This is a genomic window from Mesotoga sp. B105.6.4, from assembly GCF_002896535.1.
Taxonomy (GTDB): domain Bacteria; phylum Thermotogota; class Thermotogae; order Petrotogales; family Kosmotogaceae; genus Mesotoga.
In genome coordinates, this window is the sequence record NZ_JWIM01000047.1 from 33,607 (window position 1) to 60,391 (window position 26,785).

A 26,785-nucleotide genomic window follows, 5' to 3' on the forward strand; every position below is an offset into this window, starting at 1 on the left:
CTTTCAGAGCCTTATTTCATAGACTGAATACTCTGCCTTTTCTTCGAATCTAGATCCTTAGCAATTGAAATTGATGGCAAGTTTTCGTAGTTGCAGTGCCAGTCAATTATCAGCCCCCTGGACAGGAATTCATTTGTGTATGCCCGTGATACGGCCAAACCAAATCCCCTCTTCCTATACTCTGCGACCATCTCCAAACCAACTTCAACTCTATCATCGGATCTGTAAACACCTATGCACCAGCTTAGTATTACACCATCCCTGACTATCATGTAGCCATCGCTCTTATCAATGAAGGAATCGAGATCTTCTTAGAATGAATATATCCATCCCTCAACAGCGAGGGAGTTGACCAGTCCTGTCTCAAACGTTCTTTCCGTAATCCTCTGTAGGAAATGATCCATCATGAAACCTGATACATCTCGAGTGTCTAGTTGACGCAACTGAAAGAACTATCTTTTTATCTTTTTTCTGGGATTCATTAACCCAAGAAGATCTCCAAGTCTCTCAAAAAAATCAGTAGCTGAATAGACGTTCAGTGAAGGTATCCCTCTCGCTTTTGCTTCGGGGATTAGCGTTTCAGAGAAGAACTCAAGAAGTATCGAATCTGCAGCCCCGACAATATCTCCTCCGATTAGTACAGTATCACAGCAGTTCCATACAACAGCCAATTGTGGCTCGTCGGGGTTATCAGTGTAGACCGCTCCCCGCGTGTTTTGATGGAGGATCGAAAGATATGCGAGGTTTTGAGCGAGCTCTCCGAAAAAGTAATCAAGACTCTGAAATCTTCCTGGTTCGGTCTGAAAAAGCAATTCCTTCTCCTTTCATTCACGGCTTTTCTATTCTACTCCGTATCTTTCCTGCAACGCAAGAGAGCACAGTTCTTTGTTTTGCGAATCATAAATGATAGATTATCTCAGGAGGTGATATATTGGAGGTCAAGGGATTTGTCGAAGTCAACGGTATTACTTACAAACTCATTAGCCGACAGAAAAGCGCACACAAGAAACTGAGGATAAGAAGCAAAGGACCAATGGGCATCCGTCTAGTTACTGAAGAGAGTTTTCTAAAGGAGAATGATGAGTTTCTCAAAAAGCTTCTTAAGAACTCAGAGATAGATATCCCGATAGGCAAAGATGATGGAGATATTGATGAATAGTTCTGCAGATCAATATAAAGAGATTTGCGAGAATATGCCCTCGGAAGAACAACGGATTGTTGAGTACAACGAAATCCTGCAATATAGATTGAACAGTGTTTTGCCGGGACTTCTCGAAGAAGAGGAATTTGATGCCTGGATGGTAATAGGAAGGGAGAATAATGAAGACCCGATAATCAAGACACTCCTTCCCGGTTCGTTCAATGGGGCAAGCAGAGTAACCGCGTTCCTGTTCACGAAGGAAGAGAGATTCGTGCTGTCTCCTTACGGAAGTCGAATGGAGGAGTTCTATCAATGCGCTTGGACAATTGAGGAAGGAGATGTCTTCAAATCAATAGCTAAGCTTCTGAGGGATTTGAAGATAAGAACACTCGGTCTGAACTTTTCAGAGGATTTCGCGTTGGCCGACGGAATTACTCATTCGCTTTTCGAGTCTCTAAGACAGAAGTTTGACGATCATATACATCTCGTGAGCGCCGAGAGAATCGCTGTAAATTGGTTGCAAACAAGGAGTGAGAGGGAGATTGAAGTCTACAGAAAGCTCGACAGGATTGCACACACAATAATTGGTAACGCCTTCTCTAGAGAGAATATCATTCCGGGGGTTACAACTACCAGAGATATCGAAATTCGACTGAAAAAACTCGCATCGAATCTCGGTTTGAGAACCTGGTTTGGCCCGGACGTAGACCTTCAGAGGCGTGGCGCAGAAGATCCCAGAAAGATCGGAGTGGTTGAGGGAGGAGATCTCCTTCACTGTGACTTCGGTTTTATCTACAGTGGTCTCGCAACGGATACCCAGCAGATGTTTTATCTGAAGAGCGATGAAGAGAACCATCTGCCGGAAGGGCTAGATGATGTGATAAGGAAGACAAACGAAGTTCAGGATATTCTGGCACGGAATTTCATAGAAGGTATAAGCGGAAACGAGTTGCTAAGCATCTCCTTAAGAGATGCAAAGGAAAGGGGTTTGGACGCGACAATCTACTCTCACCCTGTAGGGTATCACGGCCATGGGGCCGGACCGATCATCGGTCTATGGAATAATCAGGAGAAGATCCCAGGTACAGGAGATCTCAAGATTAGGAATTCGACTTGTTTTGCTATGGAGCTGAACTGCCGGTCTGCTTTGCTCTCTTGGGATGACCAGCCGGTCTACGGATTCCTTGAAGAAACGGTCGCTTTCAGGAACAACAAGATCGACTATCTAGATGGAAGGCAGGAAGAACTATTCATTTTATAGGAGGTGAGAATTCGTGAAAAGAATTCTTGTTATTATCTGTATTGTTGCCTTGACTACTGTGCTGGGGTTGTCGAATGAGCTGGTGAAGTCTTCAAACACAATGATGGTATCTCAACTGGCCGCTCTTGAGATCCAGGAGAACCCGTCAACGGGTTATCTCTGGCATATTTCCGCGGAACCGTCAGGTGTGCTTAGAAACTTTCTTGAAGAGCATAACGCACCGAGTCTTATGCCCGGGGCTCCTTCTGTAAAAGGTTGGATAATGACCGCGGCAAAGGAAGGAAAGACGCTGATCACGCTAAAACTCTTCAGAGAGTGGGAAGGAGAAAAGCAATCGGTAGACTTCAGGGCGTTAACCGTCGATGTCTCTGGGGAAGGAAAAGGGCAAGTTGATCTGAAGCTTCTCATGAACGAAGTGAATATCGGCTCAACCTTCACCATCACTCTAGAAGAGAATGCGAGCACAGGGTACACATGGCATTATGAGATACTCGGAGATGGAGTTAGGGAAGTCGCAAAAGATGTAGTGACAGACACTAGCGGAAAGGTCGGGGCTCCCTCGAGAGTTACCTGGACCTTCCAGGCGGTTGATGAGGGTAACACCTCGATCGTTTTTCGATACTTCCGTGAGTGGGAAGGTGCGAAGTCTTCGATAGACTTTGAAGCGTATAATGTCGCCGTGCAGCAGAATTGAGCTTTCTTGACTGATAGGGTTATTTAATGAATGTATAATGCTAATGAGGTGATAGCGAATTGAACATTTCGGGAAGCAAGCTGCAGGTATATCTTACTTCAGCGGCTATTCTTGTAATATCTGTAATTGTCTTTTCCCTGCATTCGATTGAGCCGGTTAAGTTACTGGCGATATTGAGTGAGATGCTTGTAATCGGAGCTTTACTTGTCGCAGCCTACCTTCTTGGAAGCAAGGAGCTTCATCGGGGGATTCCTGTCGGCCTTATCCTGTTATCGTTGTCAACGTATTTCGATCTAGTTGAAGCATTAACCGGGATGGCAGCCTACGAATTCATTTCATTGGGACTGCTGGCTGCGGGTTTCCCAATCCTTCTAGTTAACGTTATCTACCACTTAAGGGAGCGTAAGAAGAGAATCTCCGAATTCACCGCCGTTGTAAACAATTCGCTTGATGGAATACTTATTCTCGATCTATCAGATAGGATTCTGCTTACTAATAGAACCTCATGTGCTCTACTGGGATACAAGGAAGAAGATCTTGTGAACCGGGCTTTTTTCGATTTTCTCTCTGAGAGAAGTGAGAAAGCTTACAAAGAAGCGAAAACATCTCTGTTTGCTGGTCAAAACACTGCTTCGTTTTCAGGTGAATTGATTACTTCCGATACGTCTAGATTAAATGCGGAAATCAATCTAGTTATAGCAAGGGATTCAAAAGAGGATCCTGATTCGATAGTTCTTACCTTTAAGGACGTTACTCATCTTAGAAAGATTGAGTCCGCTCTGAGTGAGCAAAGCAAGTTCCAAAGAGTTCTTAATGAGTTGATCACAGAGGTGCTTGAAAGCGATTTCGACGAAAAGACCTACAAGTACTTTCTTATGAAGTGTGTGAAGGCCTTTCCAAGAGCAGATGCAGCCGCCTTTCTTCTCAAGCAAGATGACGGACGTTTTCACTTTGTCGCCGCATACAACTATGACTTTGAAGAATTGAAGTCAGTTTCCTTCAGTACAGAAGAACTAATCCAGAAAGGAAGTGATAAGGTAGTTGTTATAAAGGACTACAGTGTTGACTACCGAATGGAAAATGAACGGCTCGAAAGGATAATTAATGGAGGAAGGCTGCGAGAAATAATGAGTACTCTATCTATCCCGATAAAGATCGATGACGAAGTGAAAATGTATTTCAACCTCGACAGTTTTAATTCGCCGACTGCTTTTGACGACGAGAAGATAATTAGCACTGCAATAGGTTTCGGAAAGGCGATCTCGGTTCTTCTATTGAGAATTCAGACTGTCAATGAACTCAGAAGGCAAAGGGAGCTAATGGAAAGACTATCAATGGAAGATCACCTAACAGGCCTTCCGAATCGCAGAGCCTTCTTTGACTGTGCAATGAGGCAAATAGAGCTCTCAAAAAGGAATGGGCAAGAAATGGCTATCCTGTATCTCGATCTCAATGACTTCAAAGGAGTTAACGATACTCTTGGCCATGACTTCGGTGACGCGCTTCTTAAAAGCATTGGGAAACGTCTAAGTTCGATCTGCCGTAGAAGTGACTTAACTGCAAGAATGGGTGGAGATGAATTCGTGTACATTCTGCCCTCAACGGGAACAGAAGGGGCCATAAAGGCTGAAGCAAAAGTGCATGAAGCCTTTGATCAGCCCTTTTCTGTAAAGGGAAGACGTGTAAAGCTAACTGCCAGTGTGGGTATCGCAGTATATCCAGAAAACGGCAAGACAATAAGAGAACTGCTGAAAGTTGCCGATGAAAAGATGTACAAGAAAAAAGAGAGCCTGTCTAGAGAAATAAAGAAAGCAACGATAGTTTGATAAACCATGCTCTGTCAGTTAAACGCAGCTTTCAATCGCTTTCATAACGACTTCCGGTTGGCAATACTCTGCTTCGTCCTAAGAGTGGAATTGGCTGCTATATATAGCATGATTCATGCTAGGATTGTTTGTCGGAGCTAACACATTGTCAAGCAATTCCTAACCTGAAGCCCTCATATACACTTGATTATGCGAAATGTTTCCTTCCATCGCGAGGAGGTATCTATGAAGATCAAGTTTTTTGCTCTTATAACCTTATCCACAACACTGATCATTATGCTTGCGGGGTGTCCGACCCCTACCAAATTCACATTGACTGTTACCACCTCTCCAGATCTGGCACTTGACATAAGAATCGACGGGACGCTTTTTACTTCACCCAAAGGAATGATTGTGAACAGTGGAACAACGAAGCAGATTTCGGTCGATACTCCACAGCAGAAGGACATATCACCCTGGCTTACGGGAATAGACGCGAGATACGTATTCAGTAACTGGAATGATGGCAATGCTTCGAATCCCAGAAATGTGAGGGTCAACTCGGACACAACTTACACGGCTGACATGAACGCTGAATACAGGATTGACAGGGCCTCAACACCTTCATTGTGGGAAGTGTTTTCCACTTGGTACGAACGTGGTTCAGAAGTTGAATTCAGTACTTTTCAGCAACTTGAAACATATAACTTCAGCCATTGGCTTATCAATGGCGAGAATCGTGGAAGCAGTAATCCCATTGTCTTGGTAATAGATAAACCGCTCCTGATTACGGCTGTATATGCTCAGCAGCAGGCTCAGTACACTCTTACGGTGACTACTATTCCGGAAACCGGATTGAACATCAGCATTGGTGGTACTAACTACACTTCGCCGAAGACAGTGACTCTCAACAGCGGAACTTCAAGAGCCATCGAAGTTACTTCCCCTCAAGAGAAAGATAAATCAGCTCAAGTGACAGGAACTGATACCCGCTTCACCTTCATACAGTGGAGCGACACGAATACTAACAACCCAAGAACGATTACCTTGAACTCAGATATGACCTATACCGCAGAGATGAAAGTAGAGTACAAAGTGGCAACGGGAACAAATCCTGCAGGAGGAACTGTTGATGGAGCCGCCTGGTACATGGCGGGGACGGTTAAGAATTTCACTGCGCCGGTGAGAACGGGGTACACATTCTCTCACTGGGTAATAAACGGAGCGAACATGGGAGATGCGAACCCCATAACTGTTAACGTCAATTCTCCCAAGAACGTTATTGCACACTACAATGCAGAAACCACGACGAAGAATATCTTTGGAACCGTTACCCCGTATACGGGAAACATAAAGACAGCAGACCTGAATGAGATGGAGATACTCTCCAATACGGAAATAAGAACGACGAACGACAAGCCCGAGTACATCGAGAATGAATATCTATTGAAGGTAGAATCATTCAAGGAAGCCGAGGAATCATTCTCCACCTCCTCTCTTCCCGAGATACAGTTAATTGACAGAATAGAAGACTACTACAGTGAACTGAAATACTTGCACGTAAGAACGACTGCTAGCGAAGAGGAGCTGAGAGGATTGCAAGGGGTTGTCCAGGTTTCTAGAAACAGCACTTTCTATGCGCTTGAGACAACACCGAATGATACTTACTACTCGCTACAGTGGAACTACCCGCTGATCAATTTACCTCGAGCTTGGGACTACACGGTTGGCTCCAGGAGTGTGGTTGTTGCGGTAATCGATTCGGGATTCAGCACGAGTCATCCCGATCTTGCAGGAATTTTTGAGTCCGGTTATAACTTTATAGACAACAACACTAATGTCTCGGAACCGAACACTTCCGAAGACAGCCATGGAACTCACGTCGTTGGAACGATAGCCGCTCTTACAAACAATGGTAAAGGCGTATCTGGAGTTACCTGGGGAGGATTTGGAATCACCTTGATCCCGATCAGGGGAATCAAAGATGCAGCAGCTCTTATGAACAGCATAATCTACGCAGTCGATCATGGGGCGAAGGTCATTAATATGAGTCTTGGAGGAGCTTCAGACAGCCCGGCCGTATATGATGCTGTGAAATACGCAGCAAGGAATGGAGTGGTTATGGTCGCAGCTTCTGGAAACAATGGAGACGGTAATATACTTTATCCTGCCCGCTATCCGGAGACGATAGCTGTAGGAGCCGTCTGGGAAGATAGAGGTACAATCACGAGATCGTCATACTCTTGCTTTGGACCTGCTTTGGACGTTGTGGCACCGGGAGGATATATGAGATCAGGCACCGATCCAAACGGAATATACAGCACCGGATGGACTCCTTTGGGCAACACCTATATGTATATGCAGGGAACATCGATGGCCACACCACATGTAACTGGCGTAGTTGCTCTTCTTATGGGATCCGGGTTGACCGATCCCGATGATATCAGAAGTGTGTTGCGCAATACTGCAGTTGATCTTGGAACACCGGGCAGAGACTACTACTACGGCTGGGGGCTTGTAGACGCGGAAGCGGCTCTCGATGCCATTACCTCGCCACAAGAGTTCAAAGTCTTCTTGAGAAATCCGTCAACTGGCACCAATATTACCAGCACCAACCTATCTGACTCAGGTGCATACCATTTCAGTGACGTAAGCAATTCTCAGGTCGAAATCTTCGCCTGGAGGGATATGGACGAAAGCGGAACGATTGACACTGGAGATCTTCTTGGATATTACAACTATTCAGGCGGCAAACCCAATCTAAACAACGCTCAAACGATAACTCTCTCCGGTGGCGACAACTGGATTGACTTCCAGTTCGCCCCGATAATTGGAGATTGATCCGGTAGAAACGATGAATCTTGCAGGCATCTGATTCAAGAGCCTAACAGTTAAAATAACTGAATGAACGAAGCAAATTGAAAAGGAACGCAACCTCTGCGTTCCTTTTCTCTTTTATAAATCTTTCTATCTATTTTTAGTGACAGGCTCGGTTTCTTGAACTCTTTTAACCGCAAAACCTACAGATGCTAAACTTCAAAAGCCGATGATAGAAGTATGGAGACCGTGAGAATTTATTTGATAAAGAAAGTGAGGCTTAGTAGCTGAGGACGAAGGCCTTTCGCCCTCCCTAAAAAGAGAAAATCTCGACATAATACTTTCTCATCCTCTCGTTTAATACTTCGTCTAAACAGTGTTCAGATGACATTGTGTAAGCAACGGCTCTGATCCGAACAAAAAAACTTATGGGTAATAATAACTAAAACCCGGTCAAAAGGAACGCAGTTGTCTTGCGTTCCTTCTAACTAACACGGTCTTTTTGAGGGTTTCTATTAGAAAACAATGCCTAATTCAGGATTTCGTCCAGCTCTTCAACGCTCTCTATTCCTTTGTCTGAGATCTCAAAAAGCATTCCATTGAAGATGAACTTGACTCTTTCTCCAAGGGCGAAGACCTTTGCAACCCATTCGCTTCTATCAGCCAATTCAAAATAAGCTTTGCTGTAAGCAACAAGGCTTATCGGTTCAAGTGTCTTGACCTCTTCGTCGTCCTGAACCCATATTCCTTTTTCGAGAGCAAATCCGACACTGTCTACAAATTTGTAGTCAGAGGCTCCGCTTCCGACAAACTGGTCTTGCTCCATCTCGGCAACAGACTTTGCAGCCATTACGGCATCTACAGCGGGGGAGGCGCTGAAGCCGCCCCTGTCTCCCAGGGTAGAGGTCTGTACTCTTTCAGGGGCAATCAGGTAGGAGGTGAACTCGTTAATTATGTTGAATTTCTTTGAAAGAGCGATAATCTCTTGTTTCACTTCTTCTTTTGCCGCTATAGAGAGAGAGAAATCATACCTGTAGATATTTGCAAGATGAGCAATTCTCTTCTGTGCCCAGATCTTTGCAATAAATGGGTTGTCAGGATTCTTTGAAACTCTGAATAGATACTCGTATCTGTATCTCTCTAATCCTCTTGTTCCTTCTACGATTACTTTCAGATCGCCCTCTTCAAAGTAAGTGCCGGAGAGTCTTAGAGCCTGTCCGGAGAATAGAGAATGCGGGCCGGTCGGAAGAACCTTCGCAACCTCCGATCCTTCGATAGATATAGTCACATTCTCTAGAGCCGGCGTCTCGATCGTCCTGTAAAGATCGGTAACCTTTCCTTCAATGTTTTCGCCTTCAACAATGTAACTTACCCTTCCAGCGTTTTCCTGAACCAGTCTGTCCAAAAGTTCAGCGACAACGCCCGTTCCTACTCCAAAAGAAAACAGGTGTACATTTCTGGCTCTTGCCTCGGGAGTTGCATCGTTGATTATCTTCCCCGTGTCCGTAATTCCTTCGGTGGGAGCTCCATCTGTGAGAAAGAGGAGCACTTTGAACCTTCCCTGGTCGTCTTTGCTAAACATGTCTATGCTCGTTTGAAGAGCGTCATAGATATTTGTCATGCCATCTGCCTGAATGCGCCTTACATTCTCTATCCAGACAGCCCTTTCCGATGCATCGAGCAATCCCCCCGTGAGATTGTGGACATGGCCATCGAAAGTCACAATCGCAAAGCGGTCGCCGGAACGAAGCATCTGAAGGACCTGCTCCAGAGCTCTTTTTGCCTGCTCCATCTTCTCGCCGTACATCGAGCCGGAAATGTCGAGAACGAAGACAACATCCTTGGGAATGATTGTTTCTTCTTTCAGTCTAGGAATAATTGTAAGAAGGAAGTATCCTTCATTCATGACGTCATCCCAGTGAGTTGCAAGGGATGAAGGGATCTCGTCTTCAGATGATGTAAGAACTAAAGCCACGTCTGAACCTGGCACGAAATCGGTTGCATTAAAGATGTAATCCCTGCCCGATGCGCTTTCCATCTCTCTTAACGGGTGAGTCGGCGAATAGACCTCTGCAATCTCAAACGGGACCGAAACTCTGATGTTGACAGCTCCTATCGGTGCAGAGAGAAAGCTATCAATCTTTAAAGGATAGATCATCGAATAAGAATTGGAAGAAATCTCGAGAGGCTGACTGTATTGGATCAGGAACTGGCGTTTCTCTCCCGGTTCAAAGGGATATATGCTCATTCGGATCAGTTGAGTTCCAACGTACTCGAGCAATGCCGGGTCTTTCATTTTCGCAACAATTTCCTGATAGATTTCTCGGGCCTGATCTGCCGGCAGTACTTCTCCCTTAAGAACTTGATCCCCTATCTTCATAGTGAAGTCGCTAATCACGGCCGAAGATGGTATTGGGAAGAGATACACCGCTTCAAGCAATCTCATGGATTTGTTCTCAAATTCCTCCTCGATAATCACAGTTGCAATTCCGTCTTCGACTTTTATATGAACATTGTGAGAGTTCATAACAAACCCGCCTAGACCCCTTTCAATTGGATACGGTGGAACCACTACTCCGTTTGAAAAGACAGTTGCACCAGCCAAAACGAACAGAACCATTGCCCCAAAACCCTTCATTCTATCGCCCCCTCTTTCTCCTTACTACATATGACATGAGAGAGGGCTACAAAGTTTGCTACATCAATGCGATTCAATATATGAAATTCATAAATAGCTTATTATTGGCTCAAAAGAGATTTGACAATGCCTTTTGTCTTTACCAACAAAAAACCCGGAGATCAAAGATCTCCGGGAATATCTTGCTGACCCAAAAAAATCTAGAATATCGAATCAGGTTCGTAGTAGAGTTCAGCGTTTTCAGCTGTAATAAGCTCTGCGGCGAGAATTATCTTAGAAGGAATCTGCTGCTGGTAGAATCCTTCCAGTGGATGGCCCCTCATTGCGAATACAGCCATCGAAATACCGGTAGCGATCATTGACGGCGGATATGTGACGTCTGCTCTTACGAGTGGGTCATTGTCAATGATCTTCTTTATCATTTCCTTTGATCCGGCGCCACCGAGGAAGAGCTTGATATCATTTCTTCCTGACTCCCTGTAGGCCTGAAGAACTCCAACGAGAACGTCGTCATCCTGTGCCCAAACGGCGTCGATCTTTGGGTATTTCTGGAGATAGTTTTCCATGATTTCCAGTCCGCGGGCTGTATCCCAGTAAGCGGGCTGGGAATCGAGAATTCTTATGTCTGGATACTTAGCCATTACTTCATTAAATGCGTCGACTCTTTCGCTGTTTATTACACATGGAATGCCTTCAAGAACCACTATATCGCCTTTGTAATCAAGAGCTTCTGCCATCCACTCGGCGGAGACCCTTCCAAGTCCCGGGTTATCGCCGGCAACGTACACGTTTTCGACAGGCTTGGTGAGACCTCTGTCGACGGAGACAATAAATACCCCGCTGTTGTACGCTTTCTCAACTATCGGCGTGAGTGGTTCGGAGTCATGAGCAAGAATTACAAGAGCATCGATGCCCTTTACCATGAGGTCTTCAACATCTCCAACCTGTTTCGCGGGTGAATCGGCAGTGACTAGGAAGAACTCAACATCGGGATCCTTTTCGTTCCAGTCCTTTATTGCCCTCTGTGCCCACCATACTATTCCACCTGTCCAGCCGTGATCTGCACTCGGGATGGCGACACCAATCTTAATCTTCTCGGCAGCCATTGCAAAAGCCGAGAGTACAAACACTACAAGGATCATGAGAACTAATGCCTTTTTCACAAAAAACACCTCCTATTTCCTTTGGCCCCAACGGGGTTATTGAGCTCTCTTTCTCTGTATCAAGACCGCGCCAATTATTACTACTCCCTTGACCGTTCCTTGCAGATACGGTGAGACTCCTAGCATGTTCAGCATGTTGTTTATTATTCCGAGAGTGATCGCTCCGATTACGGTTCCAAAAATCGAACCCGAACCACCTGTCATAGGTGTTCCGCCGATTATGACTGCTGCAATGGCATCAAGTTCATAATTGAGACCGCCGTTAGTGGAACTCATAGAATTCAATCTGGCCGAGAGAAAGACAGCTGAGAATCCTACGGTTATTCCGACTGCTACGTATGACATGAATCTCGTTAGATTTACCTTTATTGCAGAATACTTTGCGACTTTCGGATTGGAGCCTACAGCACAAAGGTACCTACCATAACGTGTCTTATTGAGTATTATGGCAAAGACCACCGCAAGACTTATGAAAACGATAACCGGGTTCGGAATTCCTAGAATTCTCCCCATTCCAAGATCCGGGAAGAGCCTACTCTGCGATCTGAATACACCGGCACTTCCTATATACAACGCCATCGATCTGAATATGGCCATGGTACCTAGAGTAGCAATGAAAGGTGCTATCTTGCCAAGGGTGACCATCAATCCGTTAAGAGCTCCAAGTCCAGCACCGAAACCCAGCCCGATGAGAAGGGCAAAGAATATGGCCCATGGTTCCCCGCTTGCACCAAAAACTCCCAGAAGCCAGTTCAGTGCAAGGATAACAATTCCACCGACCAGTGCAACCATCGAGCCGACCGAAAGATCGATTCCTCCCGAAATTATAACAAAGGTCATACCTAGCGCTATGATTCCAGTATAAGAAACCTGCCTCAAAATATTTAGAAGATTCTGAGTCTGAAGAAAATACGGGCTGGCGAAAGCGGATATCACGAACAGAATCGCAAGAGCTATTAACGGACCAAACTTCTCGTATTCGAATCGTCTACGGACATTCTCTCTTGCCATCTAAGCAACCCCCTTGAGTCCAGTGGCGTGAAGCATTATCTCCTCTTCGTTGATATGTTCTCCTTCAAGGATTCCCATAATCCTCCCTTCTCTCATAACGATCACGCGATTACACATGCCCATGATTTCTTCAAGTTCAGAGGAGATCAGAATACAGGATACACCTTCCCTAACTAGCTCGTTTATGAATCTGTATATTTCTCTCTTCGCGTTAACGTCAATTCCTCTTGTGGGTTCGTCAAAGATGAATATTTCGGGCTCCGGATCGAGGGATTTGGCGAGAGACACTTTCTGCTGATTACCACCGCTGAAGAACTCCAGCCTCGTCTTCAGAGATGCTGCCCTGATGTTGAACTTGTCAACGTACTTCTTTGTCTTTTCCTTCTCCAACTTGTTGTTGATAAGTATCTTAGAGTAGGAAGGCAGTGAAATGAGGGTGGTGTTCTTTATCATGTCGAACGAAGTGAGGATTCCGCTTCCCTGGCGGTCTTCAGACAAGTAAGCTATTTTGTTCTTCACGGCATCGATAGGAGATCTAATCTCGACTGATTTTCCGTTGATGCTGATCTTGCCGGAGTCTTTCTTTCTGATGCCAATGATCGTCTCGGCAAGCTCAGTCCTTCCGGCGCCCACCAGACCAGCAAAGCCGAGAATCTCACCTTTGCGAAGGCCGAAGGAAATGTCTTCCAGAAGGCCATGCAAAGATAGACCCTCAACTTCAAAGACAATCTCTTCAGAGGGTGAAACCTTCTCGGGAAAGACCTGGCTCAGTTCACGACCAACCATCCTCCTCGCCATTTCTTCTTCATCTGCCTCGTCAGCTTGACTGATGCTAATCGTCTTTCCATCTCTCAGAACCATAACCCTATCGCAGATCTCTTTGACTTCCTTAAGTTTGTGAGAAATGTAGATGATCGTGACACCGCTTTCTTTAAGACTTCTCATTAGGTCAAAGAGGGTCTCGATCTCATTTAGAGTTAAGACTGTTGTCGGTTCATCCATTATCAATAGCTTAGAATTAAAAGCAATTGCCTTTGCTATTTCAACCATCTGCTTTTGGGCTACGCTTAGCCTTTCAATCTTTTCCTCGGGATGTATTGATTTCTTGAGTTCCTCCAGAAGCGAGACAGTCCTCTTCTTCATCTCTCTCTTGTTAAGAAAGCCCTTACGAGTAATTTCGCTGCCTAGAAAGATATTTTCGTAGACGTTGAGTTCGTTGATCAGATTGAATTCCTGTGGAATCATGGAGATGCCTATCGCTTTTGCATGCAAGGGGTCCTTGATATCTACTTCATTACCCTCAAAGAAGATCTTTCCCTCTGTGGGTGTGTAGATTCCACTGAGAATCTTGACAAGAGTAGACTTACCGGCGCCATTTTCTCCGATTATCCCGAAGATTTCTCCCTTGTTTATCTCGATGTCTATATTGTCGAGAACTCTAACCCCTGAGAATTCCTTTGAAATTCCTTGGGTCTTTATTAGGGCATCACCCATTAGGTCACTCCTCAACTTCTCATTGCATCGTCAAAAGCGACGTTTGAAGGCTCAAAGTCAACTTTTCTCACAAAATCGGCTGCTTCTTTCGCTCCGAACTCTCTTTCCATTCCGCTGTCTTCCCATTCTACTGATAAGGGGCCGCTATAACCTATGTTATTCAGTTCTCTAATTATTTCTTCAAAATCAACGTCACCGTGACCGAGCGACCTGAAGTTCCATCCGCGTCTAGTGTCACCGAAGGTCATCATTGATCCTAAAATTCCGGCTTTGCCGTCGAGGGTCACTGCGGCGTCCTTCATGTGTACATGATAGATTCTTTCAGCGAAGTCCCTTACGAAAAGGTGGGGTTTGACTCCCTGCCAGATGAGGTGGCTTGGATCGAAATTGAACCCGAGCGTTTTTCTGTAATTGAATACTTCCAGCAACCTCTTGGCAGTGTAATAATCGAATGCAATCTCAGTGGGATGAACTTCGAGAGCGAAGGTAATTCCTTCGGCGTCAAACTTATCGAAAATCGGCGTCCAGAGATCAACTATCTCTTGATAAGCATCTTCCACCATTTTCTCCGTTGTCTGGGGGAATGAATACCAGAACTTCCATACGGGAGAACCGGTAAAGCCGGTCACTGTGTAACAGCCCATGTTCTTCGCGGCCGTTGGTGCGTACATCATTTGCTCGATACCCCATGCTCGAATCTTTTCGGGACTTCCTCCACAGCTTGCCGGTGCGAAGCCGTCGAGTCTGACATCGTACAGATCACCTACACATTGCCCCATTAGGTGTGCTCCGATGGCCCAGCACTTCAGATTGTGTTTTTCGAGGATTCGCCTTCTTTCATCGACGTACTTTGGGTCCTTCGCAGCCATTTCGAGATTCATATGATCGCCCCAACATGCTATCTCCAAACCATCATATCCCCATGAACTGGCCTTTTCACAGATTTCTTCGAAAGTGAGATCGGCCCACTGGCCTGTAAATAATGTAACTGGTCTTTTTCCCATGTCAAAACCTCCTGACTACAGATCTACCCAGACGCTTCCCTTCTGGGAGCTCTCGACTGCTTTTCCAATGAATCTAACTCCTGCCAGACCGTCCTCTACTGTGGGGAAGTCGGCGTCAGACAGATCTTCCCCATTTTTCTTTTTTATAAGAGTCGTTGCGAAATTCCTGTATATGTTCGCAAAAGCTTCGTAGTAACCTTCTGGATGTCCCGCAGGTATTCTGGAGACGTTTGCCGCAGACGGGAGCATGTAACCTCCGCCTCTTGAGAGTATCTGAACCGGCCCTCCTACATATGCCACCTTCAGGTAGTTTGGATTCTCCTGTTCCCATTCGATTGAACCTTTGCTTCCGAATATCCTTATCTTCAGGCCGTTGTCATGTCCTACTGCAACCTGTGATGCCCAGAAGACTCCTCTAGCCCCGTTGTCGAACCTGACGAGAATCTCTGCGTTGTCATCCAAAGTTCTTCCGGGAACAAATGAGTCCAGACTGGCACAGATGGACTTAAGCTTCAACCCCGTAATATAAGAAACAGTGTTTTCAATGTGACTGCCAATATCACCGACACAGTTCGACTTTCCCGTCTGAGAAGGATCTGTTCTCCAGGAAGCCTGCATATTACCAGTATCTTCCAACCTTGTTGCCAGCCAGTCCTGAGCATATTCTCCCATAACGACTCTAATCTCGCCGATTTCCCCTCTCTGTATCATCTCTCTTGCGTGTTTGACCATAGCGTTTCCCGAGTAGGCATATGCTACAGCAAAGAGAAGCTTCTTCTCTTGAGCTAATCTTGAGAGTTCCTCAGCTTCCGACTCATCCACAGTAAGAGGTTTCTCGCAAACAACATTTATATTTGCTTCAAGAAACTTCTTTGCAATAGGATAATGAGTGACGTTTGGAGTGCATATGCTTACGAAATCTATACAGTCTTCTCTGGAGGACTCCCTTTCGGCCATTTCTTCGTAGTCTTTGTATACTCTGTCGTCAGTAACTCCAAGCTTTTTCGCAGTCCTGATGGTGTCTTCGTAATCAATCGAGAAGCAGCCAGCAACAAGTTGTGCGAGACCGTCCATCGCTATTGCCTTTCTGTGAACGTCGCCAATGAAAGATCCCTCGCCACCGCCTACCATGCCATATCTTAACTGACCCGCTGAGGAGACTTCTTTGCCTTCAATCATTTTACTCACCTCTCGTCTATATTGAATCTCACCGATGTAGTACGAAGAAAAGGGCGAATTTCCCCTATTCTCTAAAATTATAGCTAAAATGGAACTCAATTCTTGCATGATAATTTGGCAAAGTAACGGGAGGAAAACGGAAGGATTTTGTGAGAAACAGCATTGGATTCCACTATTTTCACTATACGGAGGATAATCATCCCAGATCGTTACTGGAGCGCTTAGAAGAGTGTCGTAACAATAACCGATAGTTGCCTTTAATTTTTTGCCCCATAAAAATATTTATCTGATGGAAATAGGGAGGCGTGGAAATGCCCCGCCTCAGTTTTGATAAGTCTGGAGCCCCCCTTTTATCTTGCTCTTTATTAAAAGGAATAATATAGCTGTCGTTAGACAGGTCCACAAAATCTGGAAAGCAAAACCGCTCCATTTTGAGCTCAGGTTCAGAATATCCCGTAACGCCACGAATGACCAGCAAGTAGGAGACCAGAAGAAACCCATTGCGCTCCCTCTGGAAGTATGAAAACTAGCATCACAGGCATAAGCAATAGCCAGCCACTGATCTTCAACTTTTCAATGCCGCTCATCTGAGAGGATGAAACTACACCGATGAGAAAGCCGACAACTACTCCGATTATCGAGCTCACAGCGCTAACTATTATCAGCTTCAGATAGTCGATGCCGGGGATATCGAATATCAAAGTCGCAACGAGCGCATGGAATAGAGGTATCACAATTCCCATGACACTTCTGCCAAAAATTAGTTCGTTCTTTGTGATAGGAGTTACCATGAGAGCCCTCATAGCTCCGGACTCTTTCTCTTCTATTATGTTGAATCCGATAACCATACCACCAAGAACAAAAGAAATAATGACTACAAAGCTGAAACCGAATACCGTAATCAGAGGAACGAGTCTTACTCTATCGCTCTCCTCCACTTCGAGTGATTTCCATACATCGAATTGAATTCCCGACAAAATAAGTTTCGCAGCTTCTTCGATTTCCTTCGATTTGTTTCCTTGAAGAACGAGGTTATATGATTTTCCGTCATGATATAGGCCGATAACATCGCTCTTGCCTCCGACTCTTTCTTTCAATTCAGCTTCAGATACAGCGAATTTAATATCTCCGAACTTCTTTAAGGTCTCTGCAGCCTCCTGACTTTGTCACCAAAAATGACGAAAGAGTAACAACGGTCTTTGAAACTCGCCCGATATTTCATTGGACTGAAAAAAGAATCCGGGGACATTTTGTGTTGTGCTTTCTGGCTTTTCTAATGGAACGCTCATTGGAGATTAAAGCAAAAAAGAATGGGATTGATGCATCTCCTCAAAAACTGAAGGAATCTCTCAAATCACTACAGGTGATGGGTTTTTCTACAAATCATAAGGACTATTTTTTGAAGACAAGGGGGGATCCGCTTGGGAATAGGTTGGTGAGGCTCTTTAGAATTAAGCCTCCCAACAATGTGACGGAACAATCTGAACTCGTTCTTTGATTTAGATAAGATTCAAGTCGCTTCTGTTCGTGGTGGCAATTTGGCATTTTTTTGTTGTAACTTTTGCGCTATGACTGATTTTGCACTCCCTGTCGTGACAAAGTCAAGTTACTTGTCAATCGCAATATATGAATAATCACTGGGGAAAAAAGAGAGCGGCATCTCACCGCTCTCCAAGGAAATTGCAGCTTACTCAAGAACGTCAATAGTTATTAATTTCAATGGAATGATAACCTTTGGTTCGACGCTTGCACCGTTGATGATTCTCTGAGCCGCAATCACTGCCATTTCCATCTGCAGGTAGGGCTGCTGCTGAACTGTTGCAATCATTTCTCCAGCCTTAATTGCAGCAATTGCATCGTCAGTCGCATCGATTCCGACGATCTTGATTTCATTCAGCCTTCCTGCGGCAATCGCCGATCTTACAGCACCCAGAGCCATTTCGTCATTGTGGGCGTAAATTCCATCCAGAACAGGGTTCCCCTGTAGAATGTCGTCAGCGACTCTCGCGCCTTCTTCCCTTGAGTAATTTGCTGTCAGTGATGCGACGACTTCAATACCGGGGTACTTCTTCATCTCGTCCATGAAACCGGCTTGCCTGTCTACTGACGAGGGCGCACCGGGAATTCCCTCAAGAATCGCAACTCTGCCTTTTCCGTCAAGAGCCTCTGCCATGGCGACTGCGGCCAGCATTCCGGCTTCTTTATTATCAATATCAAGATGCTGCGCCACAACTCCTCCATTCGAAGGTCTTGTAACTGTAATTACCGGGATTCCGGCTGCATTTGCTTCAAGAACTGCCGAGACTATTGCATCTGAATCAACTGGATTGATGATAAGTACATCAACCTTTCTCGTTATTAGATCCTGAATCTGAGCGAATTGAGTTTCCGGTTTGTCCTGTGCGTCTAGAACGATCAGTTTCAACCCAAGTTCACTTGCCTTTGCCTCTCCACCCTCTTTCATGGTTACGAAAAAGGGATTCGCCAGCGTGGAAACTGAGAATCCAATGGTCTTGGCCGCAAGGCCAGTTAGTGCCAGCAATCCAACCATCAAAATTACCAAAAGCATTCGTTTCATGTTACCCCTCCTTTTTGATAGGTAATCTTAATCACTACGTTTTGCCAGTACGGCAACGAGTATTATGACTCCTTTAACGATTTGCTGAAAGAACGATGAAACTCCAACTAGATTCATTCCATTATCAATAACACCTATTACCATGGCTCCCAGGAGTGTGCCCAACACGGTTCCCACTCCTCCTGAAAGGGAGGCTCCGCCAAGTATCACCGCAGCGATGACATTCATCTCAAGCCCTTCTGCAGCGTTCGGTTGCGCCGATAGCAATCTGGAAGTTATGAGAATGCCACCAAGGGCGCTCGTGAGGCCGGAAATTGCGAAAGCAAGCACCCTGTACTTCTTGACAGGAATTGCTGATAACCTGGCAGCTTCTTTGTTAGCTCCGATCGATTTAACATATATACCATGTTTGGTTTTGTTCAGTACAAAGAAGGCAAGAGCGAAGACCCCGGCGGCAATAATCGTTGATACCGGCACTGGACCGAGATAACCAGCGCCCATTATACCGAAATTAACCGGCAATCTAGATATTGGTTTTCCTCCCGTCCACACTAGCGCTACTCCTCGCGCAATTCCCATCATTGCAAGCGTTACTATGAAGGATTGAACTCTTCCGTAGACGGTGAGAACGCCATTTGTAAGCCCTATACCGATTCCCATAGCCAATCCCGCAATCATAGCAATAAATATTGAGCCCGTAGCGGTCAGAACTGCTGCGGTTGCAACTCCTACCAATGCTGCGGAAGAACCTACAGAAAGATCTATCTCTCCAGTTAGGATGACGAAGGTCATTCCGATGGCGACTATTAAGGTTATCGACACCTGCCTGGTTATATTGAGCAGATTTCTGGAATTGAAGAAGAAGGGAGATATCACTGAGAAGACTACCATCAGGATCACAAGAATTAGAATCAGTCCCAACTCTCCTTTGAGCAACTTCAGAAATTTTGCCCAAAACGCAGATCTATCCGTTTTCTCGATATTCTTTTCCATCTGCCCTAACCTCCAAGTGCCAGTGTCAATAACTGCTCTGTTGACGATTCTTTACCGACTAACTCACCTACTATTTCACCCTTTCTTATAACAAGTATTCGATCACAGATCGCACTCATCTCCCTGAACTCAGAAGACATTATTAGAATTCCCGTGCCGCGGTCGGCAAGATAATTTATCAGAGAATAGATCTCAGTCTTTGCGCCAATATCGATTCCGCGGGTCGGTTCATCTAGAATCAGGATATCGGGTTCACCGCATAGCCACTTCCCAATAACTACTTTCTGTTGATTACCGCCGGAAAGATTTTGGACTGCCATCTTTATGTCTAGCGGACGCACTCTCAACTTTTCACATGTATCCTTTGCGAGCTGCGATTTCTTCTTGTTGGAAACTACCCCTTTGGTAATGGCAAGATCGATATTTGCAACACAGATATTGTGCTCTACGTTAAGCCTTAGAAAAAGGCCTTGGCCCTTTCGATCCTCAGGGATGAAGGAAATGCCGTGTTTCTTTGCATCATCAGGCGACTTCAGACTTACTGCCTTGCCACCGATCGAAATATCGCCCTGCACAGAACTGTCGGCTCCGAAGAGTCCAAGTGCTAGCTCACTCTTTCCAGAGCCAATTATTCCAGTAATTCCCAGTATCTCGCCCTTTCTTAGAGAGAAATTGATTGGCGCAAACATCTTTTCTGTTCTGAACTCTCTCACTTCAAAGAGCTTCTCTTCTGATGAAGTCCCTTCTCGAACGGGGAACTCCTCTTTGAGCGTTCTTCCCAGCATTGATTTTACAAGCGTTTTCAGATCTACCGAACGAATGTCGAATGTTCCAGCGTTCTGGCCGTCTCTTAATACAGTCGCCCTATCACAAACGCGAAAAACCTCATCTAGGTGGTGAGATATGTAGATCATGTTTACTTCTTTCTTCTTCAGGTCATCCATGATTTTGAAGAGTGTGTCAATTTCCGCTCTGCTCATACCGGTTGTGGGTTCATCCAAAAGAAGAATATTCGCATTGATAGAGAGAGCTTTGATGATTTCTATTATCCTTTTCTGGCCAAGTCCCAAATCGCCCACAAAAGCACTCGGATCCACAGCAATTGCAAAGGAGGAAAGATACTTTGCCGCTTTATCCAGAAGCTCTCTCTTTTTGATGGAGCCAAAGAAAGACTTTGTTGGCTCGTGGCCAAGGAAAATGTTTTCAGCAACCGTAAGAGAGTCCACCAGACTAAGCTCCTGATATATTGCGCCGATTCCTTTGTGCCTAGCATCGACAGGGTCTTCGATCGTCACACTTTTCCCTCTCACTTGAATCGATCCGGAATCCATTTTGTGGACACCGGTAAGGATTTTGATTAACGTTGATTTTCCGGCGCCGTTCTCCCCAAGAAGCGCGTGAACTTCGCCCTCGGCAAGTTCGAAACTTACATCTTTCAGTGCGTGTATACCTCCAAAAGATTTATGGATTCCTTCGAGCTTCAGCACAGTTTCAGGCACTTCTTACACCCGCTTTCCTAGCAAATCCCGTACGCTCTCTGACGAAGGGATAGAAGTCTGAGCACCGGAAATTGTTGTACTTAACGCTCCAGCTGCATTTGCCCATGCTAGAGACTGTCTCAGGCTTTCACCTTTTGAAAGGGCTGCCGCCAGCGCTCCGGAAAAAACATCTCCTGCAGCAGTAGTATCAACGCAGTTAACTTTGAAGGGATCGAGCTCTATAAAGCAGTCTTCATCGAGGCCCACGATGCCCTTTTCGCCCAGAGTAACTATCGGTAATCTGAAACCCAGCAGCCTAAGTTTCTCAAGAGCATCACGTGCCGACTCTTTATCACGTACTTCTATACCGGTGAGTATCCTCGCCTCCGTTTCGTTTGGTTTTATGAGATGAACCAAAGATGCAATGGAATCGGGAAATCCCTGTCTTGGGGCAGGCGCAGGATCGACAATGGTAAACATGCCTTTCTCGTGAGCCATTTCTATTGCCCTGTAGATAGTCTCTTCTGCTATCTCCATGGTTAGCAAAAGAATTCTTCCCGATTGGAAGAGATCCGAGTTCCTCTCTACATCAGCGGGAGAGAGTAATGCGTTGCTGCCTGGAGTGAATGAAATCGAGTTCTGGCCCTTCTTATCAACTCGTATCATTGCTATTCCGGCTGTTCTTTCGGGATCTCTGAGAATTCTGGAAGTGTCGACTCCCTTTTCACTCATCAAATTAACCAACTCTACGCTGAATCTGTCACCGCCGAGTTTAGTGAACATCTGAACCTTGGCGCCATTCATTGCAGCCGCGACCGCCTGATTGCCACCTTTACCGCCCGGATAGGTACTGAAGTTGTCCGTAAGAACTGTCTCACCTGGCTCTGGAAGGCTGTCCATTACCATAACAAGATCCATATTCATACTTCCCATGCACAGAATCTCTCCGTTGAAGTCGAAATCAACCATCTTTAGCCTCCCTTCGAAGAGGCTCGACACTTTTCATGAACTTCTTCACTCTGTCGGGATCCACAGGATTCTTCCAGTTGTTGTCTTTCTTGAAGTAACTGCCAACAATCGCTCCATCAGAAAATTTCAGCAACTCACTCGCATTATCTTCCGTTAGGCCGCTACCGATTATTACGGGGACGCGAACGGTATCGCTGAATCTCCTTACTTTCCCAGCATCGGGTGCTTGTCCTGTTTCAAATCCAGTAACTATTAGTACTTCTGCGCCTTCAGACTCTGCATCGTGGGCCTGTTCCTCCACACTTCTGTCCGAAATGATGAAATGGCTTCCATGCTTGACATTGACGTCGCACATGAACTTGACGTCTTCTGCGCCGAGGAGTTTTCTGTATCTAGCGAGTTCTGCCCCGATACCTTCTGTCAAACCGGCGTGAGAAACATATGCATTCACCCATTCGAAGACTCTTATCCATCTGGCTCCTGCTGCAACAGCCGCTGCAAGCGAAACCTTCCCTCCATTGAGATGGCAGTTCACTCCCACTGGAATTCTGACGGCTTCCCGAACCTTCTGAGTCGCCACTGCCAGGGCTGCCGAGGTTTCATGACCGATCTTCTCACCCTTGAGATAAGGGAAGTCCCAGATATTCTCTATTTGAAGTCCGTCGACACCGCAATCCTCCATGGTTCTTGCCTCTTCAACGGCGATCTTGAGTATCTCCTTCATTCCAAACCTGGCAGAATCATATCTTGGCGAACCTGGGAGGGGACGCAGGTGTATCATTCCTATAATGGGTTTATCGATTTCGAATATTTCTTCAAGAACTTCCTTGTTTCTTTTCACAATTACCACCTCTTTGTCTTTCGGCGCAACTGCAGAACAGTATCCTTGATCGATGAATAGAGAAAATATCGATATCTAGAAATCTACTCCGGAAACGAGTATGATGTTCGCGTAGGGAGTGAACTCTCCTGTCTTCACAAATACTTTGACTTCTTTGCCTTGGAGACTGCCATTTAGAACTAGATCCTTAAATTCTGGATGAGGTATATTCTCCTCTACAATGTCGTTCCCCTTGTTCTTGATTTGCGAAACAATTTCCTTCAGTTGTGAATAGATTTCGGGGCTTACCGATTTAGTTTCGTCAGCGATAATTACCTTCTCGATTTCAAGTTCCTCGAGTACGACCTTAACGACATCTACGAACCTGGGGAGATCCCTTCCTACCGATACATCGATGCAGATTGTGTTTTCGTGCCTTGGGAATGGAAACCCTCTGTCTGTAATAACTAACATGTCGCCGTGGCCAAGTCTTGCCACTTCTCTTGCAAGATCGTTGTGAAGAATACCCTTTGTCTTCATTCCTTCACCTCCATTGATTTGTCATATTTCAGTTGATTCCCTCACTATAAGCTGTGAATCCAGCTCTATCTTTCTCGTGTGGACATCTTCACCACTCTGCTTCTTCATTATCTTCTCAAGAAGCAACTTCATTGCTGCCCTTCCGGCTTCATACTTCGGCTGATTCACAGTCGTCATCGCCGGGATTACTAGTGACGAGTAAAGAACATTGTCAAACCCCGCGATGGAGATATCTATCGGAATCTTTAAACCATGCTGTTTTGCTGCCTCGATTGCCCCCCACGCCATCATGTCATTCCCGGCAAAAATAGCAGTAGGTCTGTTCTTAAGTTTCAATATTTTCTGCTTCATTATCTTGAATCCGTCTTCATATTTGAAGCTACCGTAATAGATTCTTATATCTCCTTTGCGTATTCCATCTCTCTCGAGCTCGCTGCAGAATCCCTGAAGCCTTCTTACTGCGCTGGGCACATCACTTGGCCCTGCTATGCAGGCGAATCTATTGTGGCCTTTGTTTAGTAAGTGTCTGGCTAATTGAGCAGAACCTTTGAAATTATTCGTGTAGATTACGTCAATTAGTGGATTCTCGATTGTGAGATGCCTGTCAAGAATCACCATGGGCATTCCATCTGAGAGATCTGCTAGAAGCCCCTCTTCCATTCTGGGTGCAACATTGATCACACCATCAACTCCGTGGCCAAGGAAGGAAATCAACGTCTCTTCTTCTCTGTAACTCTTTCCGTCGCTGTTGCAAAGAAACATCTGATAATCGTGATCGAGGGCAATGCTTTCCACGCCTCTCGCAATTTCTGCGAAGTACGGATTAGTTATATCTGGAACCAGAAGTCCAACCAGGAATGACTTTCGAATTTTCAGACTTCTGGCAATTTTACTTGGTCTGTACTGAAGGGCGTTTATGGATTCAAGGACAGCGCTTTTCAGTTCAGGACTCACGAACTTCTTCCCAGATATTACATTTGATACTGTCGCGACCGATACTCCAGCATGTTTGGCAACATCTTTCATATTAGCCATTTCATGGACCCTCACTCGATTTCTAGTTAAACGTTTAGTTAATCGTTTAACTAGAGTGTATCATCCATGAACTTGTATTCAAAACCCAGCTATGTTTGAATGAAAGCAGTTATCTTTGAAGGAGGGTGATTAAAATAGTTTTGCTAAGAAAATCGCAAGTATTCAAAGTGAAGCCTGCTTATTTCTGACCAGTGGGAGCTGGCGCCATGACTGGATAATCTGAATGTTTGTCTTTCCAGAAGCGAAAAACTATTCACACGAAAACTGTTCGAAATCGCATTGGCTTAGTGTTTGTTGTTTGTGGAAATTGATCAGATTGTATTATGATGTATGAGTTTTTTGTAGTATTATTGCACAGAAGTCATCGTGGGAGGTGGTTATGTGAGCTTAGAGAAGAGGCTTTACAAGTCGAGAAAGGACAAAGTGATAGACGGTCTAGCTGCAGGAATAGGGGAGTATTTAGGAATCGATCCGGTGATTGTAAGATTGGTCTTTGTTGCACTTGTTTTTGCAGGTGGAGCCGGTTTGCTGATTTATATCATCGGCATGTTCATAGTGCCGAGGGCTCCAATCAACAAAGAGAACAATGTTGTGATAATGGATGAGGAGGGTAAGCCGATAGAAGAGGGAGAGAAAGAGGCGCTTTCGGATGACAAAAGCAAGCTGATTATTGCTGGGCTTCTCATTGTTTTTGGCATAGCACTCTTGTTAGGGTCATTCACTCCCTGGAACATTTTCAGCGGGATATTCTGGAAGTTTGTTATTGGAATAGTATTGATAGCAGGTGGAGGGTTCGTAATCTATAAGTCCGTAAGCAGGAGCTGATTATATGAGAATTGCAATGGGATTGATTTTCGTCTTGGTTGGTGTCTTGCTGATCTTTGGATTGTTCACTGGAGACACACTTCTCAATGCCCTGGTCAATCTCGCAAATTACTGGCCGATTATTCTTGTCCTGGTCGGGTTAAGCATTCTTTCAAGCGTAAAGGCCCTTCGCTGGATCAGATACGTTAATGTCCTGCTTATTGTCGCTTTTGTGCTGTTCATATTCTTTTGGCCCTCGCCATTTCTCTCGGGCGAGAAAGCCGTTAGGAATTCTGTGACACTTGAGGCTTCTGAGTCTTCCAGAAGCATTGAGATTTTACTCAACCTTGCGATGGCTAACATTACTGTTGAATCATTGATGGAAGATGTAGCGTCTTCAACGTTTGCGGTAGTCGAATATTCAGTTCGAGGCACCGATCTCAGGATTGAAGAGGATAGTACGCAGCTATCTCAAAGGTTTGTGATAAGACCTGATTCAAACGTCTCTTGGCTTGGAACAAGTACCGTAGTGATTAAGCTGAACCCAGATTATAACTATGTGCTCAAGTTTGACAGCGCGGTAATGAATGGCAGGTTCAATCTGGCTGAGCTGAAAGTTGACGAACTGAAGTTGAGCGGGGCTGTTATTAAGACAAAATTGATTATACCTGAAGTGGGCCCCTCAAATACTAAAGTCAATGCTGCCATTATCAACTCAGAGATTATTATCCCAGACGGTATTAGGTCTATTCTGAAAGCTAATGCTGCCATACGGAATATTAGAACAGATCTGTCATATACCGGAGACAAAGAGTATGTGTTTGAGGGTTCAACATTTGATTTCAGCTCATATCTTACTTTTGACAGTGCAATAATGAATCTGAGAGTCCTACGCTGAAGCCAGTTTTAGAGCTTTGTCGCAAATGGAGATTTCCATGGGCAGGGTTCCGACAACCTCCCCATCCATCTGAATAATTACATCTCTGTCGCTTATGACAGAAATAGATCTGGCGTTTCTGTAGCTTACTGTATCCACGACTAGATGTTCGCCGCGATAGATCTTCGGGAAGTGGTACAGAAGACGGAGCTTTGACATCTTTGAGACACCAACTATGTCCATGAGCCCATCATCTACAAGCGCTTTGGGGGCGATTCTCATTCCTCCTCCAAAGTAGTTTCCGTTTGCCATAGTAAGAAAAAAGAATCTGTCCGAGAACTTTTCTCCGTCAATGGTGAAACTTAGCGGATAAGTTCTCGAAGTGATGAATTCGATCAGAAAGGAAAGCAGGTATGCCATCTTTCCACTGGTCTTGAATCTCGATTTGTTCATTCTGTTAGTCTGAAGTTCCCCGACAGGAAAT

At 45.1% G+C, this 26,785-nt stretch carries 23 protein-coding genes and 1 pseudogene; 7 read left to right on the top strand and 17 right to left on the bottom strand.

Features of this window, described 5'->3' with window-relative positions; translation table 11 throughout:
* Positions 1–11: 11 nt before the first annotated feature.
* Both RJ60_RS10465 and RJ60_RS10470 read right to left on the bottom strand, forming a co-directional pair.
* A pseudogene (locus RJ60_RS10465) lies at positions 12–296 on the bottom strand (GNAT family N-acetyltransferase); the annotation flags it as partial.
* A 156-nt stretch (positions 297–452) separates the two neighbouring features.
* Positions 453–812, bottom strand: coding sequence for a hypothetical protein (locus RJ60_RS10470; protein ID WP_103134704.1), 360 nt, complete (start codon positions 810–812; stop codon positions 453–455).
* Positions 813–931: 119 nt separating this feature from the next.
* Between RJ60_RS10470 and RJ60_RS10475 the strand changes: the two genes are divergently transcribed.
* From RJ60_RS10475 to RJ60_RS10495, 5 genes are all read left to right on the top strand, one after another.
* The gene (locus RJ60_RS10475; protein ID WP_099829884.1) at positions 932–1,159 is read left to right on the top strand and encodes a hypothetical protein; all 228 of its coding nucleotides are present in this window, start codon (positions 932–934) and stop codon (positions 1,157–1,159) included.
* Positions 1,152–2,402 (top strand): M24 family metallopeptidase, encoded by a 1,251-nt coding sequence (locus RJ60_RS10480; protein WP_103134705.1) that lies wholly within the window; start codon positions 1,152–1,154, stop codon positions 2,400–2,402. Before RJ60_RS10475 ends, RJ60_RS10480 begins: the two co-directional genes overlap by 8 nt.
* A gap of 13 nt (positions 2,403–2,415) precedes the next feature.
* The gene (locus tag RJ60_RS10485; RefSeq protein ID WP_243392318.1) at positions 2,416–3,096 is read left to right on the top strand and encodes a protease inhibitor I42 family protein; all 681 of its coding nucleotides are present in this window, start codon (positions 2,416–2,418) and stop codon (positions 3,094–3,096) included.
* A gap of 59 nt (positions 3,097–3,155) precedes the next feature.
* Entirely contained in the window at positions 3,156–4,922 is a 1,767-nt protein-coding gene (locus tag RJ60_RS10490; RefSeq protein ID WP_103134706.1) for a diguanylate cyclase, read from the top strand.
* Positions 4,923–5,147: 225 nt separating this feature from the next.
* A complete protein-coding gene (locus RJ60_RS10495; RefSeq protein WP_258006279.1) occupies positions 5,148–7,742 on the top strand; it encodes a S8 family peptidase in 2,595 nt (864 codons plus the stop codon).
* 505 nt (positions 7,743–8,247) lie between these two features.
* Here RJ60_RS10495 and RJ60_RS10500 read toward each other — a convergent pair.
* From RJ60_RS10500 to RJ60_RS10570, 14 genes are all read right to left on the bottom strand, one after another.
* Positions 8,248–10,356 carry a VIT domain-containing protein gene (locus tag RJ60_RS10500; protein WP_103134707.1) on the bottom strand — a complete coding sequence of 703 codons (2,109 nt, stop codon included), beginning with the start codon at positions 10,354–10,356 and terminating at the stop codon, positions 8,248–8,250.
* Between the two features lie 200 nt (positions 10,357–10,556).
* The gene (locus RJ60_RS10505) at positions 10,557–11,519 is read right to left on the bottom strand and encodes an ABC transporter substrate-binding protein (RefSeq protein WP_103134708.1); all 963 of its coding nucleotides are present in this window, start codon (positions 11,517–11,519) and stop codon (positions 10,557–10,559) included.
* A 36-nt stretch (positions 11,520–11,555) separates the two neighbouring features.
* Positions 11,556–12,530 (bottom strand): ABC transporter permease, encoded by a 975-nt coding sequence (locus RJ60_RS10510; protein WP_099829894.1) that lies wholly within the window; start codon positions 12,528–12,530, stop codon positions 11,556–11,558.
* Positions 12,531–14,024 carry a sugar ABC transporter ATP-binding protein gene (locus RJ60_RS10515; RefSeq protein WP_103134709.1) on the bottom strand — a complete coding sequence of 498 codons (1,494 nt, stop codon included), beginning with the start codon at positions 14,022–14,024 and terminating at the stop codon, positions 12,531–12,533.
* Positions 14,025–14,035: 11 nt separating this feature from the next.
* The gene (locus tag RJ60_RS10520; protein ID WP_103134710.1) at positions 14,036–15,028 is read right to left on the bottom strand and encodes a sugar phosphate isomerase/epimerase; all 993 of its coding nucleotides are present in this window, start codon (positions 15,026–15,028) and stop codon (positions 14,036–14,038) included.
* A gap of 15 nt (positions 15,029–15,043) precedes the next feature.
* Positions 15,044–16,207 (bottom strand): Gfo/Idh/MocA family protein, encoded by a 1,164-nt coding sequence (locus RJ60_RS10525; RefSeq protein WP_103134711.1) that lies wholly within the window; start codon positions 16,205–16,207, stop codon positions 15,044–15,046.
* Between the two features lie 443 nt (positions 16,208–16,650).
* Positions 16,651–17,304 (bottom strand): ABC transporter permease, encoded by a 654-nt coding sequence (locus RJ60_RS10530; RefSeq protein ID WP_243392319.1) that lies wholly within the window; start codon positions 17,302–17,304, stop codon positions 16,651–16,653.
* A gap of 590 nt (positions 17,305–17,894) precedes the next feature.
* Positions 17,895–18,785 carry a substrate-binding domain-containing protein gene (locus RJ60_RS10540; protein WP_099829903.1) on the bottom strand — a complete coding sequence of 297 codons (891 nt, stop codon included), beginning with the start codon at positions 18,783–18,785 and terminating at the stop codon, positions 17,895–17,897.
* Positions 18,786–18,812: 27 nt separating this feature from the next.
* Positions 18,813–19,778: an ABC transporter permease gene (locus RJ60_RS10545; protein ID WP_099829905.1), complete on the bottom strand. Its 966-nt coding sequence runs from the start codon at positions 19,776–19,778 to the stop codon at positions 18,813–18,815.
* Between the two features lie 5 nt (positions 19,779–19,783).
* Entirely contained in the window at positions 19,784–21,277 is a 1,494-nt protein-coding gene (locus RJ60_RS10550) for a sugar ABC transporter ATP-binding protein (RefSeq protein WP_099829906.1), read from the bottom strand.
* Positions 21,278–21,280: 3 nt separating this feature from the next.
* The gene (gene rbsK / locus RJ60_RS10555; RefSeq protein ID WP_099829908.1) at positions 21,281–22,225 is read right to left on the bottom strand and encodes a ribokinase; all 945 of its coding nucleotides are present in this window, start codon (positions 22,223–22,225) and stop codon (positions 21,281–21,283) included.
* On the bottom strand, positions 22,218–23,066 hold the full coding sequence (locus RJ60_RS10560) for a BtpA/SgcQ family protein (protein WP_099829910.1): 849 nt from the start codon (positions 23,064–23,066) through the stop codon (positions 22,218–22,220). The genes rbsK and RJ60_RS10560 overlap by 8 nt, the downstream gene beginning before the upstream one ends.
* Before the next feature lie 75 nt (positions 23,067–23,141).
* Positions 23,142–23,585, bottom strand: coding sequence for a D-ribose pyranase (gene rbsD / locus RJ60_RS10565; protein WP_099829912.1), 444 nt, complete (start codon positions 23,583–23,585; stop codon positions 23,142–23,144).
* Positions 23,586–23,606: 21 nt separating this feature from the next.
* Complete coding sequence (locus RJ60_RS10570) at positions 23,607–24,620, bottom strand: LacI family DNA-binding transcriptional regulator (protein ID WP_099829914.1); 1,014 nt, start codon at positions 24,618–24,620, stop codon at positions 23,607–23,609.
* A 381-nt stretch (positions 24,621–25,001) separates the two neighbouring features.
* Between RJ60_RS10570 and RJ60_RS10575 the strand changes: the two genes are divergently transcribed.
* Positions 25,002–25,445, top strand: coding sequence for a PspC domain-containing protein (locus tag RJ60_RS10575; protein WP_099829915.1), 444 nt, complete (start codon positions 25,002–25,004; stop codon positions 25,443–25,445).
* Positions 25,446–25,449: 4 nt separating this feature from the next.
* Positions 25,450–26,322, top strand: coding sequence for a hypothetical protein (locus RJ60_RS10580; protein ID WP_099829917.1), 873 nt, complete (start codon positions 25,450–25,452; stop codon positions 26,320–26,322).
* Here RJ60_RS10580 and RJ60_RS10585 read toward each other — a convergent pair.
* Positions 26,314–26,785 (bottom strand): diacylglycerol kinase family protein (locus RJ60_RS10585; RefSeq protein WP_374704110.1); only part of this gene is annotated, 472 nt, incomplete at its 5' end. The two genes, RJ60_RS10580 and RJ60_RS10585, sit on opposite strands and share 9 nt — an antisense overlap.

Coding starts and splice junctions, on each gene's coding strand:
- RJ60_RS10515 (WP_103134709.1), bottom strand. CDS start 14,024: ATGGGTGATGCCCTAATAAAGACCCAAGGAATTTCAAAGGAATTCTCA.
- RJ60_RS10495 (WP_258006279.1), top strand. CDS start 5,148: ATGAAGATCAAGTTTTTTGCTCTTATAACCTTATCCACAACACTGATC.
- RJ60_RS10540 (WP_099829903.1), bottom strand. CDS start 18,785: ATGAAACGAATGCTTTTGGTAATTTTGATGGTTGGATTGCTGGCACTA.
- rbsD (WP_099829912.1), bottom strand. CDS start 23,585: ATGAAGACAAAGGGTATTCTTCACAACGATCTTGCAAGAGAAGTGGCA.
- RJ60_RS10580 (WP_099829917.1), top strand. CDS start 25,450: ATGAGAATTGCAATGGGATTGATTTTCGTCTTGGTTGGTGTCTTGCTG.
- RJ60_RS10545 (WP_099829905.1), bottom strand. CDS start 19,778: ATGGAAAAGAATATCGAGAAAACGGATAGATCTGCGTTTTGGGCAAAA.
- RJ60_RS10500 (WP_103134707.1), bottom strand. CDS start 10,356: ATGAAGGGTTTTGGGGCAATGGTTCTGTTCGTTTTGGCTGGTGCAACT.
- RJ60_RS10520 (WP_103134710.1), bottom strand. CDS start 15,028: ATGGGAAAAAGACCAGTTACATTATTTACAGGCCAGTGGGCCGATCTC.
- RJ60_RS10480 (WP_103134705.1), top strand. CDS start 1,152: ATGAATAGTTCTGCAGATCAATATAAAGAGATTTGCGAGAATATGCCC.
- RJ60_RS10525 (WP_103134711.1), bottom strand. CDS start 16,207: ATGATTGAAGGCAAAGAAGTCTCCTCAGCGGGTCAGTTAAGATATGGC.
- RJ60_RS10510 (WP_099829894.1), bottom strand. CDS start 12,530: ATGGCAAGAGAGAATGTCCGTAGACGATTCGAATACGAGAAGTTTGGT.
- rbsK (WP_099829908.1), bottom strand. CDS start 22,225: ATGGTTGATTTCGACTTCAACGGAGAGATTCTGTGCATGGGAAGTATG.
- RJ60_RS10570 (WP_099829914.1), bottom strand. CDS start 24,620: ATGGCTAATATGAAAGATGTTGCCAAACATGCTGGAGTATCGGTCGCG.